Annotated in this window: 22 protein-coding genes and 1 pseudogene; all 23 read right to left on the bottom strand. The window is 40.2% G+C overall.

Going from position 1 to position 14,798, the window contains the following annotated elements; translation table 11 throughout:
• Nucleotides 1-190: 190 nt before the first annotated feature.
• Nucleotides 191-1,453, bottom strand: coding sequence for a phage terminase large subunit (terL, locus tag H8S65_RS19945; protein ID WP_255489330.1), 1,263 nt, complete (start codon nucleotides 1,451-1,453; stop codon nucleotides 191-193).
• Between the two features lie 103 nt (nucleotides 1,454-1,556).
• Entirely contained in the window at nucleotides 1,557-2,111 is a 555-nt protein-coding gene (locus H8S65_RS19940) for a helix-turn-helix domain-containing protein (protein ID WP_186931557.1), read from the bottom strand.
• Nucleotides 2,089-2,322, bottom strand: coding sequence for a hypothetical protein (locus H8S65_RS19935; RefSeq protein WP_186931556.1), 234 nt, complete (start codon nucleotides 2,320-2,322; stop codon nucleotides 2,089-2,091). Before H8S65_RS19935 ends, H8S65_RS19940 begins: the two co-directional genes overlap by 23 nt.
• Before the next feature lie 33 nt (nucleotides 2,323-2,355).
• Nucleotides 2,356-3,783, bottom strand: coding sequence for a ParB N-terminal domain-containing protein (locus tag H8S65_RS21185; RefSeq protein ID WP_186931555.1), 1,428 nt, complete (start codon nucleotides 3,781-3,783; stop codon nucleotides 2,356-2,358).
• An 18-nt stretch (nucleotides 3,784-3,801) separates the two neighbouring features.
• Nucleotides 3,802-4,275 carry a VRR-NUC domain-containing protein gene (locus tag H8S65_RS19925; RefSeq protein ID WP_186931554.1) on the bottom strand — a complete coding sequence of 158 codons (474 nt, stop codon included), beginning with the start codon at nucleotides 4,273-4,275 and terminating at the stop codon, nucleotides 3,802-3,804.
• Between the two features lie 365 nt (nucleotides 4,276-4,640).
• Nucleotides 4,641-5,576, bottom strand: a complete 936-nt coding sequence (locus H8S65_RS19920) for a DNA-methyltransferase (RefSeq protein ID WP_186931553.1) — start codon at nucleotides 5,574-5,576, stop codon at nucleotides 4,641-4,643.
• Between the two features lie 47 nt (nucleotides 5,577-5,623).
• Nucleotides 5,624-6,283 carry a hypothetical protein gene (locus tag H8S65_RS19915; RefSeq protein WP_186931552.1) on the bottom strand — a complete coding sequence of 220 codons (660 nt, stop codon included), beginning with the start codon at nucleotides 6,281-6,283 and terminating at the stop codon, nucleotides 5,624-5,626.
• A 6-nt stretch (nucleotides 6,284-6,289) separates the two neighbouring features.
• Nucleotides 6,290-7,054 carry a phosphoadenosine phosphosulfate reductase domain-containing protein gene (locus H8S65_RS19910; RefSeq protein WP_255489329.1) on the bottom strand — a complete coding sequence of 255 codons (765 nt, stop codon included), beginning with the start codon at nucleotides 7,052-7,054 and terminating at the stop codon, nucleotides 6,290-6,292.
• Nucleotides 7,055-7,098: 44 nt separating this feature from the next.
• The gene (locus tag H8S65_RS19905; protein ID WP_186931550.1) at nucleotides 7,099-7,293 is read right to left on the bottom strand and encodes a hypothetical protein; all 195 of its coding nucleotides are present in this window, start codon (nucleotides 7,291-7,293) and stop codon (nucleotides 7,099-7,101) included.
• Nucleotides 7,294-7,311: 18 nt separating this feature from the next.
• On the bottom strand, nucleotides 7,312-7,512 hold the full coding sequence (locus H8S65_RS19900; protein ID WP_186931549.1) for a hypothetical protein: 201 nt from the start codon (nucleotides 7,510-7,512) through the stop codon (nucleotides 7,312-7,314).
• 6 nt (nucleotides 7,513-7,518) lie between these two features.
• Nucleotides 7,519-7,950 (bottom strand): hypothetical protein, encoded by a 432-nt coding sequence (locus H8S65_RS19895; RefSeq protein ID WP_186931548.1) that lies wholly within the window; start codon nucleotides 7,948-7,950, stop codon nucleotides 7,519-7,521.
• Nucleotides 7,951-7,955: 5 nt separating this feature from the next.
• Entirely contained in the window at nucleotides 7,956-8,204 is a 249-nt protein-coding gene (locus H8S65_RS19890) for a hypothetical protein (RefSeq protein ID WP_186931547.1), read from the bottom strand.
• Between the two features lie 44 nt (nucleotides 8,205-8,248).
• Nucleotides 8,249-8,683 (bottom strand): hypothetical protein, encoded by a 435-nt coding sequence (locus tag H8S65_RS19885; protein ID WP_186931546.1) that lies wholly within the window; start codon nucleotides 8,681-8,683, stop codon nucleotides 8,249-8,251.
• A 7-nt stretch (nucleotides 8,684-8,690) separates the two neighbouring features.
• Nucleotides 8,691-8,987 (bottom strand): hypothetical protein, encoded by a 297-nt coding sequence (locus H8S65_RS19880; protein WP_186931545.1) that lies wholly within the window; start codon nucleotides 8,985-8,987, stop codon nucleotides 8,691-8,693.
• On the bottom strand, nucleotides 8,977-9,213 hold the full coding sequence (locus H8S65_RS19875; RefSeq protein WP_186931544.1) for a hypothetical protein: 237 nt from the start codon (nucleotides 9,211-9,213) through the stop codon (nucleotides 8,977-8,979). The genes H8S65_RS19880 and H8S65_RS19875 overlap by 11 nt, the downstream gene beginning before the upstream one ends.
• Nucleotides 9,214-9,226: 13 nt before the next feature.
• Complete coding sequence (locus tag H8S65_RS19870; RefSeq protein WP_186931543.1) at nucleotides 9,227-9,505, bottom strand: hypothetical protein; 279 nt, start codon at nucleotides 9,503-9,505, stop codon at nucleotides 9,227-9,229.
• Nucleotides 9,502-9,744, bottom strand: a complete 243-nt coding sequence (locus tag H8S65_RS19865) for a hypothetical protein (protein ID WP_186931542.1) — start codon at nucleotides 9,742-9,744, stop codon at nucleotides 9,502-9,504. Before H8S65_RS19865 ends, H8S65_RS19870 begins: the two co-directional genes overlap by 4 nt.
• Before the next feature lie 305 nt (nucleotides 9,745-10,049).
• Nucleotides 10,050-10,421 (bottom strand): DUF6633 family protein, encoded by a 372-nt coding sequence (locus tag H8S65_RS19860; RefSeq protein WP_255489328.1) that lies wholly within the window; start codon nucleotides 10,419-10,421, stop codon nucleotides 10,050-10,052.
• A 76-nt stretch (nucleotides 10,422-10,497) separates the two neighbouring features.
• Nucleotides 10,498-11,274: a hypothetical protein gene (locus tag H8S65_RS19855; protein ID WP_186931540.1), complete on the bottom strand. Its 777-nt coding sequence runs from the start codon at nucleotides 11,272-11,274 to the stop codon at nucleotides 10,498-10,500.
• Nucleotides 11,275-11,518: 244 nt separating this feature from the next.
• The gene (locus H8S65_RS19850; RefSeq protein WP_186931539.1) at nucleotides 11,519-12,424 is read right to left on the bottom strand and encodes a hypothetical protein; all 906 of its coding nucleotides are present in this window, start codon (nucleotides 12,422-12,424) and stop codon (nucleotides 11,519-11,521) included.
• 12 nt (nucleotides 12,425-12,436) lie between these two features.
• Nucleotides 12,437-13,771, bottom strand: coding sequence for a PcfJ domain-containing protein (locus H8S65_RS19845; RefSeq protein ID WP_186931538.1), 1,335 nt, complete (start codon nucleotides 13,769-13,771; stop codon nucleotides 12,437-12,439).
• Between the two features lies 1 nt (nucleotide 13,772).
• On the bottom strand, nucleotides 13,773-14,177 hold the full coding sequence (locus H8S65_RS19840) for a PcfK-like family protein (protein WP_186931537.1): 405 nt from the start codon (nucleotides 14,175-14,177) through the stop codon (nucleotides 13,773-13,775).
• 3 nt (nucleotides 14,178-14,180) lie between these two features.
• Nucleotides 14,181-14,798 (bottom strand): annotated as a pseudogene (locus tag H8S65_RS19835) (DNA polymerase III subunit beta); the annotation flags it as partial.

Below are 14,798 nucleotides of genomic sequence, written 5' to 3'. Positions count from 1 at the left end.
GGCATGATTGTTTTATGCTAAAATATAAAAGCAAATAGTTTTTCGCTATCAATACGGCCAGTCTAAACAAGTTTACTTTGAAATGTAAAAACCGAAAACATATATCAAAACGCAAGTATGTGGTAGAAAAATATCGGGGTTTTATCTAACACGTGTCACAAATATCAGAAAAACACTTTCATTTTGCCACTTATCGTCCTTTTGCTACCCGACGTACAGAGTTAGCCTTACATAACCCGATGAACTCTACATTCTCGGCAAGGATCGTCATGCCGTCTGGCGCATCGTCATGCTTGTTGCCTCCCTCTTTCTTGTAGCCAGTAAGCGCTTTCATAAACCGATCGTAATCCGAACCTTTCTTATACTCACTTTCTTCGAGGAAATAGCAATATTTCTTAATCCAACCAGACTTCAGCAAGATACGTGTTTCCTTGTTGGCAGTTGTCGATTTCGCCTGAATGATACATTTCTCATTCTTTGCCTTTACAGCCTTACGGACATTGAGAGCGAATAAGCGTCCGCCGTTGTTGCTTTCGATACGCATATTGTCGCAGCGGGTGTCAAGAATTAAGGAAACTAACTTCGGTTCGGTAATCTCGACATTGTCTTTCGTAAACAGGACATCGGTAATGAAATACTTTGTACCGAATACATTGGCAATCGGTGCACAAAAATCGTCGTCTCCTTCGTCGGCCACATCGGTAGCACCGATCACGCCATCCGGCTGTTTACCTTCGATATCTGCCAGCTTGAAGCGGTTCAATTCTGATTTTGGGAACAACAACCCAATAGCCTCGATCGGTTCCTGCATATACTCGGCACACCAGATGGAATCGTCCGTTTCCTCTCGTAGTTCATGGTAATACTCTGTCGTATGTACATCCTCACAAAAAGAGCGGTCGTTCTCATCCAGGGCTGCGATACGGATAATCTCGTCATACTTCCCCATTTCCTCCATACGACCAAGAACGTCCGTAGCCGACCAGCGGGTACCGATGTCGATTGAACAACAGTTTCCCTCGATACGGGAATCATGTGTTCCCTGCTTCCAAGACCAGACCTTTTCGTTATTGGTGTCAGATAGTGCATCTTCCAAACTCTTATACAAGTCGTCGGTCATGGCCAACATAGACGCACCGAAACCGATTACCGTACCGCCTACACCAGCCCCGAAGTAACTCACCTGCCGGGCAGCATCCAAGCTCCAACCATGCACATTCTGTTTATCGCCACGTAGCTTTACATCAGGAAAGACTTCTTTAAAGCGGGACGACCGGACAATGTCGCGCGTATCATAGGATAGCTTATTATACAAGGTATCGGAGCAGCAGTTACGCATAACCGACTCCTCAGGGAAGTGCCCCAACATCCATGCGATGAACAAAGAAGAAATATAAGACTTACCAGCTCGTGGAGGCATAGACACAGCAAGCCGGCGGATGATACCAGCCATATATGACTCGTACACCCGCGTAAAAGCGTCAGCGACCTTCTTTAAGAATAGTCGCTTAGCAAAGAACTTAGGATCGTGGTAAAGGCAATATGACCAAAAGTCATTATTCGCTTCCCGCCTCCTCAGTAATATTGCCGCTTTCGCCTGTTGTATTAATATTTCCCGATTGTTCTTTTTCGCCACGGATAATAGCCCTTAACTCTTCATCTGTCATACTCTCTAGGTCATCGCCCAGCTTATTACCAATCTGCAACTCTTTCCGGTCGCGCCACTTCTCCGGCTGCCGGTTCTTCAACCAAAATATCGCTGCTGTTGTATCTGCTGGCTGATGCTTCTTGATATGCTTCTCTCCTACAACCAGACCATTCTTGCGGACAGTATGCGTTTCTTCGAAATCGTAACCGATCGCGCGGTTGTACAACTTCGAAGCAACATTAGAGTCTGCAATATCCTTTCCCTTTTTTAAGGACTCGCAAAACTCTGGATACTTCTTCTTCCAACGGTTGATTGTAGACACATCAACACCGAAGAAATCAGCGAGTTCTTCATCTTTCGCCCCGAGCAGGGCAAGCTTCAAAGCCTGGTTTGCAAATGCATCTTGATAGGAAGATTTTCGTCCGGTTTTCCGTTTATCTTCATTCTTTTTTCTCGCTGTCATCGTTGCTTAGCATTGTATCTGCCAAATCAATACAGTTTTCCAGCTCAGCAATAGAAGACTTTAATTCTACGAACTTTCTCTTTACTGCCGCCATATTCACTAAATCATCAGCAGAGTTGATTGTATTCTCAATCTCTCTCAACTGGTCATACTTCCTGGTCAGTCTCTTTTTTAAAATCTCTCTGAATGTCATACACATTTTTGCTAACATGGCGGCAATGTTTATTAATTACCGCCAAATTTATTAATCTTCTTTGAATAAATCATCATCCGAAAAGTCAAGTTCGGGAAAATTTTCCTTTATCTTGCTCAGATCCCCTTTATAGAATACTAACACATTTTGATGCTGCTTACCAATCTTACGGCTATTACAGAACTGCTTCCCGGCTCTCATTGCCAGACTTCCTATGTTATTAACCAGTATCATCTCATTATAATAATGCAGGCCGGCTGCCTGGAACGCTGCGATCGTATCAGGAACAAAGTTCCGGTACACGCCACTCTTATCGCGAACCTCTCCTACTACAAACACGGCGAATCGATCAGGCTTCAACAGAGAACAACTCTTCCTGATGATTTCTTTATACGCTTGCAAGAACTCTGGATAATCCATCGTCGATAGGTCTGCCGGATCATCACTGTACACTTCCAGGTCTGCATACGGAGGACAGCTAAAAACCAAGTCTGCCTCGTAACCTTCCGCTAGGGCATCAATCTCTACACTATCTCCACAAAGCCACAAGGGTGCGAACTTATGACCACCTTTCCCGCCGAACTCCTCCCCTAAGACCTCAGCTGCGTTTCTACAGTTGGCTTCGACCTGCTCCGGCCTTAGATCAATACCAAAATAAGTCATATCCAACATGGACGCAACAATCCCCCGTACAGATCCTCCCGCGAATGGGTCCAAAATACAACCATTGGGAATATTAAACCACCGGTAGGCCAGTTCACAGAGTACCGGGTCAAAGATCGACGTTCCGTCCATAAACGGGATACCATGATCCTGGCAATACTTCTGCAATTCGTTCCACGACGGATCGGCACCAGTTTTTTCACGAATTACGTTACGGGCTTCGTATACTCGGGGTGGCTGTGCTGATCGGCTAAAAGTGATTTCCTTCTCTCGGCCATCGTCACTCTTTATACCGAGATCAAGCCAAGCGCGCTTCCGATCCTGCCAATTACCAAGTTTCGAGTCAAGTATAGAGAAAGGCGGAATAATGAAACGTTCTTTCAGGCTGCCAATGCGCCCCTTGTCCGGTTTCACATCTTCAACAGAGATATCATCAATATCCAGATCATCCACTTTAAATTCCCAAGCATCCAACTCGTCGGCACCAAAATCTTCTACGATCGCGTCAAAGTCAAAAACGGACGTATCAGATGTGTAGTTGTCGGCCAGGGCGAGCGCCTTACGCCGGGCATCTTCTGTCGATAGGTCGGTTCGCTTAATTGCGATCAACTCCGTTCCGTCTGACTCAATGATGCGAACTTTTAAACCGAGCTCCTGAGCCTGCTCGTATACACCGTTCCCAGCGATCAAGCAATCTTCATTATCAAACAGTATAGAGCGGCCAGTTCCGCATTCAACGAGACTCTTCCTGATCAGACGTTTATTCTTATCAGTATGTATGCGATAATTCCGAGAATCATACTTTAATTCAGCCATAACTTCTGATTATATTGTTTAACCTAAATATTGTCGCATAACTTGTATAGCCTGCTCCACGCTCCGAACAATCACATACTTACTACCTGCCATTTCAACCTGGCGCTGGTATTCATGTTGTTCTACAGACTGTTTACCCGTCGATGTCTTGAACTCCAGACAAAGGGAAGCATACCCCTTTTTCGGTATCTGAAGGATTACATCAGCTACGCCACGTTTAACGCCCTGACGTTTCATATTGGCAGCCTCGATCTTATGCCGACTGCCACCGTTCGGGACAGCAAAAAGAAGCCGGTCCGGTAGGTTCGGGAAGAATATAGGAATCTTATCGAAGAATTCCGACTGAATCCGAGCTTCTTCGTTATCATGATGCTGTTTTGATTTAAGAGGATTCTTTTTATCCGAATAGCAATTATAACAAACCGGTCCTTCTCCTGTATTGATTACTGATACTGTCTTTTTATTACAGATAATACAACAATGTTCCTTCATATCCTATTTTAACTAAGATATATAATGAAGAAAAGATGTCCCCCTATTTTGAAGAACATCTTTTCTTTATTATTTCATCCAATATGGTAAGGGTATTCAAACGTATTTTCTCTCATCTAGTTAATGTAACAATCGATTTGAATACGTATAAGGAATCATGGCTTCACCTCTAATCCTTCATAAATGTCGGAATAAACAGTATAGCCGACCATGTTACCAATTTCACTACAAAAATCTTCATTGTAACAATTTTCATATATTACAGTCGATTTGAAATCCTGCCATGTAACATTCTTGAAACATGGCCGCCTTAGAATAATTTTGCGACATTTCAATTACTTCTTTCTTTTTCATGTATTCACTTTTTAATATTGAAAGATTCCGACTTCTTTTCTTAATCTATCATCTGCTATTTTTATGTAATCAGGGTTCAATTCAAAACCTATATAATTGCGATTTAACTTTCTAGCTACGATGGCCGTCGTACCTGATCCCATAAATGGATCAAGAACAACACCATTTTCTTGACAACCGGCTTTAATACAATCAACAATTAATCTCTGAGGGAAAACGGCAAAATGTCCACCTTTAAAAGGATGAGTTGCAACTGTCCAGACCGACCGTTTGTTCCTCATTTCATAATCATTTGTTGTCAATCCACGCATTTTCGATCTTCCTGGAGTATTATTCATCTTTGTTTTATCTCGGTCCCTTATTGAAGTGTCAAATGTTGTAGAAGGCTCTTTTATAGATTCATTATCAAAATAATATTTCCTTGACTTACTCAACAAGAATATATACTCATGAGACTTCGTACATCGATCCTTTACAGATTCAGGCATAACACTGGGTTTAGCCCAAATTATATCTTGTCGTAAATACCAACCATCGGCACGAAGAGCAAAGGCTAACATCCAGGGTATTCCTATTAAGTCTTTGGGTTTAATACTTTTAAGGCGTACAGGAACTCCAAATGTTCTCGGATTACCTACTTTTCCAAAAGTTTTATGCTTACCAATGTTATCTGGATTATTGCCAGCTTTACCTGATCCATTATAACTGTCACCTATATTTACCCATAAAGTACCATCGTCTTTTAAGACACGACGCACTTCCCGGAACACTTCTACCAATTTCTCAATGTATTCTTCTGGTGTAGCTTCAAGTCCTATCTGGGCATCATTTCCATAATCCCGTAATCCAAAATATGGAGGTGACGTAACACAACAGTTTACGCTATTATCCGATAACATTTTTAAGCCTGATAAACATTCAGTATTATATATTACATTTACATTCATTTGGTTCATATTTTTTATTGCAGTATTCATTTCTTCCGTGAACTGAGCTATTTTGCCAATTCAAATTCGTACACCCAGACCCAGGGGTTCCGATCCCAGATACCCTTACCGGAAATTTTGTCTATGAGGACGGCAAAAGCTTCACGAGGGGAAGGGTATAAACCAATATGCTTGTTACTACTTGCTCCGAGAAAGGAATATGCAATACCGCCGTTACCGTTTGCAGAACAAAGCTTGTAGATTCCTTCTTTCAAACAATCTTCGTCCGATATATCCTGTAACCTTTGTATTTTAACATTGGTTAGCCGGATATGATGTTTGCAACTGGCTGCACTAACAAACATTTTATTGTTCCAACCGGCAGAATCTTTCATAAATCCTTTTATTCCCAAATCTTTATGATCTCTTTCAAGTGAGTCTGGATCATAACCAAGATCTTTGTAGGATTGTGCAATCGCTATAATTTCGCCTTCCTTATTATACCGAGGCTTAATCCATTTTGTGTGTTCGTCTGGGTTGTCTTTATTTACCCAGCAATATGCAAGCCACAAAGGAGAGCCTTCGCCATCACCAGCGAAAACTGGGAACGCAATTTCACTCTTTTTATACGGAGGCTGTATAGAGGCGTTCCTTCTTGTCATCGTCTTTTTGCCTTCCAGTACGGCCTTTGTTAGACCAAACCGATCATCAAACATTATCTTTTTCATGATTCGTTATTTTTTAGTTTGAAATATTTCTTTTTCAATGATTTGCTTGGCGTTGAAGCCAAACAAACCTTTCTTTAATCTCCTTATATCCTGCATTGACATTTCATTCAAGTAGAAATAAAATGCTTCGTAAGGATCAGAGAAGTTTCGCGCAAGTGCGTTGTTCGGTTTATTCTCCATGTATTTCCCGATCGACCGGATCATTTGACGGGCGTAACCAGGGAACAATTTGTATTCTGCCTGCATTTGATGTACCGGAGCCAGAGGGCAACCTACACAACCATGTCTGGTTAAACAGTAAGGTGGATCGTAATATTTTGAATAAGGCAGTCCACGCTTACGGATATACCGCCATACATCATTTTCCGTCCAGGATAAGATCGGTAAAATATGCTTTGCACCCTTCATCCACTTTCTACTATCACACTGCTCCGGCTCATACAATGCACGTTTCGAACTTTCTTCTGCTCGCATACCTTCAATCGTCCTTTTACCTATACCATATCGCTCCTTTAGTTTTTCGCAGCAGAACCTGCGCATCCGGGATGGAAAACCTTTTTCGCTTACAAGCTGAAAGAATGATTTTTCCGGATGCCGGATAACCACCTGCGGATAATTCTTTTTGATGAAAGAGATTGTCCCCGGAGGATCAACAGTCGTGTTTGCATAAGTAGCAGTGAAACGGACACCAGCACGTTCGGCCAGATCCAGAATAACGACACTATCTTTACCACCGGAGAAACTAAGACAATACGGTTCGTCCGTTTCCAACTTCCGGAGAAAATCTATTGATTGTTGTATCTTATCCATTAGGCTCAGTTCTTTTTAATTATTAGTTCAGCTTCTTGTGGTGAGTTCTCCCATGTAACTGCTGGGAAAGACTCCTTTTCTAATTTCTTTAAAGGGTTACATGGAGCATTAAAATAGCCTCCATCTTCTTCAAATCTAACAGGCTTACGTGTATATAAAAATATTTCTCCGTCTTTATCTCTCGCTATCCAAAATGCCATCTTTAGTCTCCTTTCTTTTTAAACTTGTTGCTTTATGATAATTTCGTTTGCGCATTGAGGCATAACGCATAGACTGCCATCCACTCCATTTATTTCCAGTTCCCCAAACTTGTTTAGGCTGAGAATAAATGCGTTGCCCTTTCCATCAAAAACTCTTATGCCATTGCGAGCTTCTATTTCAGCATCAGCACAACGATGATTAATAATCTGTACTTTCATGATTTTTTAGTTTAGAATTTTACATAAACACCCAGCGAATGCAGCCCAACCAGAAAGAGCGATTGTCCAAAGGATAAATCTTGCTATCTGTAGATCGTGTATTTCTTTTGAATATTTATTCATCAGATCGATGGGTTCTCCATATTTATCGGACACCTCATTAAGAACACATTTCTTGATAAGTTTACCAAGTCGATCTCTTAGCTTTTCTTGGATATAAAATTTATCATCTTTATACCAAACGAATGCTGAGCAGTTGAAATGCTGAGTAGAATAGTACTCATTATCCCTGCCTACATTAACCGTTATATCTATCTTGGCAACACCTTTATCTTTATACAGTTTTAAAGCTCTATCTTCAATCTGGCTTTCGTTGAGCTTTGCCAAATCTGACAGTTTATTGTATTCATATTCACTTAATTGTACTATCTTTTCCATATTTACTATTTTTTATTACTGATTAAACTGTTCAATTTAGCGACAATCATATCTTTCTCGATTGATATGCTATTGCCTCTTTCATCTACACAATTCCGGTAAAAATCCAACACGTATCTCTTTGCGTCTTGGTACTTTTTTGCAGAAATCAAAGGCTGAATTTCTTTTTCACAAATTGCAGCAAGCTCTTCTTCTTTTTTATTGATTTCCGATTCAAGACGTATTATTTCTTTTATTAGCTCTTGTTTATCCACGATTCAGTTCTTTTTATGTTTTTGAGTCTATTTAGTACCAAAATTCACAATGGAACCATAAACCCTCCATACCACCAAACGCATGGAAAATCAAAGGCTTTTTCACACTCTTTGTATGAATCATAATCACGAGCATAATCATGTCCCGGATGTTTTTTGTCTTTCTTAGCCTTGATAAATTCATTTTCATCATGGCAGTAATTCTCTGGCTCCCTTCCAAATTCCTCTTCAAGAGGTTCAAGCAATGTTTCAACGTCAAAGTCATCATCTTCAACATTGATTTTGCTATCAATACGAAGAAGCCAATAGTTTGGACGCTGATCCATGGACTGAACATAAACGAGTTGTAAACCATCTCCTTGAACCTCACTACATATTACAGGTTCAATATCGTAATCTTTTCCCCAGAACGAAACTGTCCTTTTTCTTGTTTCAATGGAAATCCATTCATTTAATGTTTTACCATCTATCTGTCTCATATCTTTTTTAGATATTAATTCCGTAAGTATTCTTGTCCTCTTTTGATACATTATACCAATTTTCTCCGGTGACTATACCATTAATACCTTTACCTTGCAAATCCGATCTATCTTTGATTGTCTCAGAGATAACCTTGATTGTAGGATAGGTTCCGGTGTAAATTGTTGGAACCAGCTTTACCGCCTGAACTTCAAAAATGGGAGGCAATCCTTCACCCAGAAGATTATCCGGAACAACGGCCATTATTATCATTTTCCCTTCGGAAGCCTTCTGACATATCATGTTGAAATATTCATTTTTCATACTTCACCTCTTTTTTGTTTTTCTCTAACTCCGATAGTTGGATTTTTACATTTTGTATTTTTTCTTTCAATTCATCTTCCTTTCTGAAAGATGGTGTGCACTTTGTTCTCCTCATGCCGGCTCCCCAGGGAATATTACTCGATACCCTGTTCAAACGTTCTCTTTCCTTCGATAGAGAATCTTTTAGGCGGGCGAGTCTCCGTTCTAATACGTCTTTTTTACTCATACCTTCTTGAATGTTAGTTATTCTTTGAAATCCAGTTATCAGTATCACAGTGAAAGCAATATCCGGTTTTAGGATGCTCCGCACCGTCTTTAGCTCCACAGGTTCCACAATAATAATCCTTATCATATTCCGGGGAAAGACCTTTATTTCGTTCTTTGATAACAGCTTTTCTTTCTTCAAGCATCATCATTTTATCGGGATTATGACTCAAATAAAACTTTCTGACTTTATGTATTTGTTTATCAAACAAATCATCAGATTCTGCAATTTGTTTTGCTGTATATTTACTCATGATTCTGTTATTTTTTTAAGCTGTTCAGGGGTTTTAGCAAGCGCATACATTGCTATTTGCAAGGCTTGCTCATTGAAATAATGCTTTAATGCTTTTGTTTCGTCGCCTTTATTGTCAGCGGCACGGCTTCTGCCGCACTCATCAAAGCAAAGGTTGCTTAACCTCTTTTCCATTCGCCTACATGCTTCAAAAAGCATTTGAGCATATTCATCGCTTTGTATTGTATTAGGTGCTATCATAAGCTATTTATTATTTAACAAGACCAATTGCCCCCTTAGTTCGGCTAAAACAATACTCCGTGTATGTAATCTATGTAAATGCAATTGCACTTGAATCAGCCTTGAAATAATAGGGCGATTAGTATCTTGAATGCAAGCTATAAGATCTTCTGCATCAGCCTGCACTCTAAGAAGCTCTCGCTCCGCCAAGTCATTTATTTCGCATTTATTTTTCATTTTAATTCGTTGTTTATCTGTTATTTATTATACTGCAATATTCGCAAGATAAGGTTATCTACGCAAGTATTAATCATCTTATTATCAGATTATTTCACTCCATACTTCCGTTCAAAATCATACTTTTTGAAATCATGAACAGCCTGCTCCAATAAAGAGGATGTTCGTTCCCCTTCTGAAAACTTCATCCGATCCGCTTCCTGTATACTTGTATCGATGGCCGTTGTTATTCGGTCATTGGTGTACTGGTTAAGCCATTCGAAAATAACTTGACCGTCTATACGATCGAACACTTTTCCGTAGTATCCTTTTTTCGCCCGGGTGAAGCATAGCTTAAAATCATCTGGCTTCAGGAAATAGTACTCCTCGATGATCAGATCTGCAGTTTGTGCAGCTTGAACATCATTCATTATCTTACCTACATTGAAAAACATAACTACATCTATGATTATCCTAGCCATAAATGCCCTAAGTTTTGTTTCTCCAAAGTTTTTGTTCATCACGGCAATAGAGCAGCTGGGAGATTGAAATACGTCATTAACCGTTTTCGGGTGTAGGGCATTGTAATATGGCATCGGCCAATTCTCCAAGATGCTCAAGGCTTGCTCTGTTGTTTTCGGCATTAGTTCTGCCGGAAGAATACCGGTTGTTTTGTCTAGAGTTGACAGAACTTGTATTGCTTGTTGTTTGTCCATTTCTCTTTGCTATTGCTTGTGATACAATTTCATTAAATTTGGAATTAATATTCGTCACACTGAAGTTTTCAAATATCCACCCTTCTGTGATCGAATCCAATAGGTATTTCAAAGCGTTCAATACGTTTTGATCGTCGATAGGCATTTTCTTTTGTCCCCGCTGGTATTTCAATTTCTTGAGCAAAGAAGCCATACTCCCAGCATCTTTGGCACCCCAATAGTAGTTGTTTGAAAAAATCATTAGATAATGCTCTTCAAATAGTTTTCTTGCTTCCACATTCAAAGAATTTGGTTCCTTCGATTTTGCAGGAGGTTTGCTATTTTGATTAGCCAAATTGGCTTCACGCTTTTTAAGTTCCTCTTCCAAGGCACGCAAAGCATTTTCTTTTTCTTGCAACTTTTTTTCTCTCTCATCATCCCCCTTAGGGGGTGTGGGGGATATATTATCTAAGTCTATAGTCTTATATTCTTTAGTCTTATATAATATGCTTGGGTCTTTGCTAAGGTTTTTACTTAAGTCTTTACTAAAGCGTTTGCTAAAGGTTTTACTAAAGTGTTTGCTTAAATCATTTAAGTAATAAACGGGGGGTTTTTCATTCCTTTTTCCGGCCTCAAACATCAATAAACCTTTGCTCTGTAATCTATTCCTGCAATCGATTAGGGTAGGTTCAGATATACCGATCGATAGGATGATTCTCCTGTTGGGACATTCAAACGGATTTTCCCAACCCCGAATATTGCACTCACTTAACAAGAAGAAGTATAAGTACGCCTCGTTCGAGGAAAATTTGACGCTCTGCGATGTTTTCCAAAAAAGGTTCATGTAGTCTATATAGGTCATGTTCACTATATTATATTCCCATTTATTGATAAATTGATCGAACGAAATCCTTACAAGATAAACGATCATTCATATACAGTTCGGTTTCATCGAAATAGAAATTCTTTTGCTCTTCTTTATCCGGTATATTCTGAAACTCAATACTATTTGAATTCAATAGAAAAAGGATCACACGGCGCAAGAACTCATTAAAACCGGGTATCTCATACTTACATAACAGCATTTGTATGCCTCGGCAATTTTCCTCACATCCTATGTTTATCCGTAACTGTATATCACGAGAAAAATTGTGACATGTAAATCCCTCGACATGCAGATAATCCGATATAGCATCTTGAATTTCCAATGGAACAAGCCATCTTTCAGGAATAACTTCTTCGGCCATCAATACAGCTTCAATGGTTGATCGTATCATCCCCGTTAAAGACATACCGCCACGTATAGCCATTTCAAACAACTTGTCATACTGCAGCCCAGAAATATATGTTTGTACATAGCCTGAGCTGGGATTCCCTATAACAAATGAAGCATGCATTTCTTTTCTTAGCATTCGTCTATAACATTTACTATATAACATAAATGCTTCCATTACAGAGTTCATTAGATTGGACAAATAACCGAAATCAGTCAGTGATAGAATTTTACTTTTTCTTTCTCCTACCAGTCTAACACCTCTATATACACGAGGTAATAACCGGAGTATAGGATCACGCTCTAGTGAAACATGTTTTAGTATATTACGAACTGCGAAACTATTTTGTTTCCCGTTTCGTTCGTTCCATATTCCTTCAGCTAAGTAAAGAAGAGCCTCTGTCTTATCGCGAAATCCTAATTCTTGTATCTGTTCATCATACATTTCCGCTAAAAAAACTGGGGCGGTAAATGTGGTCATAGATGTATTTTGCATTATATAGCGTTTCTTTTTCATGCAATTGATAATTTACGCCGTCATTTTCTGACGGATCAGGTTCATATTCTTTTTTACCAGTTTAATTATCTGATTATGATACTCGCTTACACCATTGCAGACGGCGCGAGACTGGACGATATCCAGTGTCTTCAAATTTACCTCTATCGTCTCGATACGCTTTCCGTCAATGTCTTTGGCAGACAGAATCAAACAATCCGGCCGTTTATAATATCCATTACTATACACGCAATGGTGCATCACCTTTCCTTCTTGATAAAACTGAGTGACACTTTCCAACGGGCAAATGACAATGTTGCCATCTGTGATTTTCATCCCGAAGAACTTTTTCATTCGTTCATAAAAACTGGCTATATCCTTCATGAGCTTTTCACGCCTACGGATAGCTGCTATACGATCCCTTTCCTGTCTCAATTTGGCTTCACAAATCTTTTTCTTTTCCAATAGACTATCATGTTCGACCTTCAGATTTTTGGGACAAACATAATGGGCGTTACGCAGATCCTTCCCGAAATAAGATAGTAAAGACATATAATCTTCCCACATAGAGGCATCCTTGATAATGTAATGATTACGGTTGCATATATTGAATGATGGCTTATAGCGAAGCTGGGAAAAGCCGGTTTTATACATGTGTTTCAACATGGATATTTGCCCGGTCTTGAGACATAGCTCGGCATCATTACTACCTTTCAAGAGATCACGTATTAGCTTCGAGGGATTGACATCAGGGAACCTTCGATTCAGTCCCCGTTTTTTCAATTCCGATAGCAGCTCTTTCTTTGGGTAAAGTTCTCCCCATATTGCATATATATCACCACGGTAATTCCAGCAGCTACTACCATATTCGCTTTTAATACTGAGGGGGGCACCGTATATCCATCCGTTACCTCCCATGTTCATAGGTCGAGCTATGATCGTACGCTTACCGTCCTCGCTAATCCATTCTTGCACCATTTCCGTAAAATCGTAATGCACAGGATGAGTTTCCTTATAGGTGCTTCGCATACAATAGATATGCCGGATCACCTGAAAACCGCCTTTCACTTGCAAAATGGACATATACCCCCCTTCATGGTCTTTTTGCTTTCGGCTGACCTTCACGTCCAACCGATGATGGCAATAGGGACATTCGGTTTTATCACCCAAAACAGTTATACCCAATTCACTATTGCTTGCGTCTACCCACATCTTACCGCATTCGGAACACCATAGCTCATCTTTACATTTGTAGGCAAGATGGTCAAATACATGCTCTTTGCCCCAGTCTTCCTGTTCCTTCGTGATGGCAGGCAGCTTTCCACTTAACTCCGTCACCAGTTTTTCCAATTTCGTTCTCGGCTTCATATCAAAACAGGCTCATTTGTTGGACATTTGTATCTGCTTTTTTCTTTGCCGGCTTCTTTTTGAGCGATCGGTATTGCTCTTCGGCCAACCGTTTGATAGCCGCTTCACGGGCAGCATTCTTTTCCTCCTCCGTAAGTTCCACCTTGCGGGAGGTAGAGGAAACAGAACGACCTGAAGGAACGTTTTCTATCTTGATATTCTCTTCATCATAGTAATGCACTGCCATCCCAAAGACTTCCACGTCACTCATTGCAACAGCGGTTCCTCGTTTACGGGCTTCTCCTAAAATGTAACGGCAGCATTCGTCCACGTTCTTTTTCGAATTGGCAAACTTCGGGGCAAACAGTGGATCTTCTGCTGCTCTCTCCTGCAAATATTTCTGGATTGTATCTTTGAACTCTTTCATAACTTATTGGATTGTCATAGGCATTAATAAATAGGTAAGTTCTTCATCCTCGGCTTGCTTCTCCGGGGCGATAAGAATAGCGGTACTGGGAGTACCGAAAGAAAGTATCGAACGATTGTCAACAATACAGGAAAGCATGTCTTGTATCAAGGTTGCTTTCACACCGACAACAAACTCTCTTTCGCCAAACTCTACCGGAATGGTTTCTTCTGCAGAAGTGGAATAATCCAAGTCCTGGGCTGATACGACAAGCTTATCATAATGGGCACTCAACTTTATAAGGCATGATATTTTACTTGAAAATACAGAAGTGCGCTTTATGGCTCCCAACAGTAGTTTGGTATCCGTTTTCAGTTCAAGGTTGTTAGATTTCGGAACGACAGCCCGCCAATTGGGATAACGGCCTTCCACATTACGAAAAGAGATTTCATAATCCTCGAAAGCGATTTCCGACCAATCGCTCCCTACTTTAATCACCAATTTTTCTTCAGATAACGGGATTAGCCCTTTCAATACAGATGCTATCTGCCGACTGATGATTACCGAACAGGTTTCCGTACAACGTTTGTTTTCTCTCTTAAATAAACCGAGGCCATGCCCGTTAGAGGAAACAAATATGAT

It is taken from the genome of Parabacteroides hominis, from assembly GCF_014287585.1.
Lineage (GTDB): Bacteria > Bacteroidota > Bacteroidia > Bacteroidales > Tannerellaceae > Parabacteroides > Parabacteroides hominis.
This window is presented reverse-complemented; position numbering and strand designations above follow the sequence as displayed.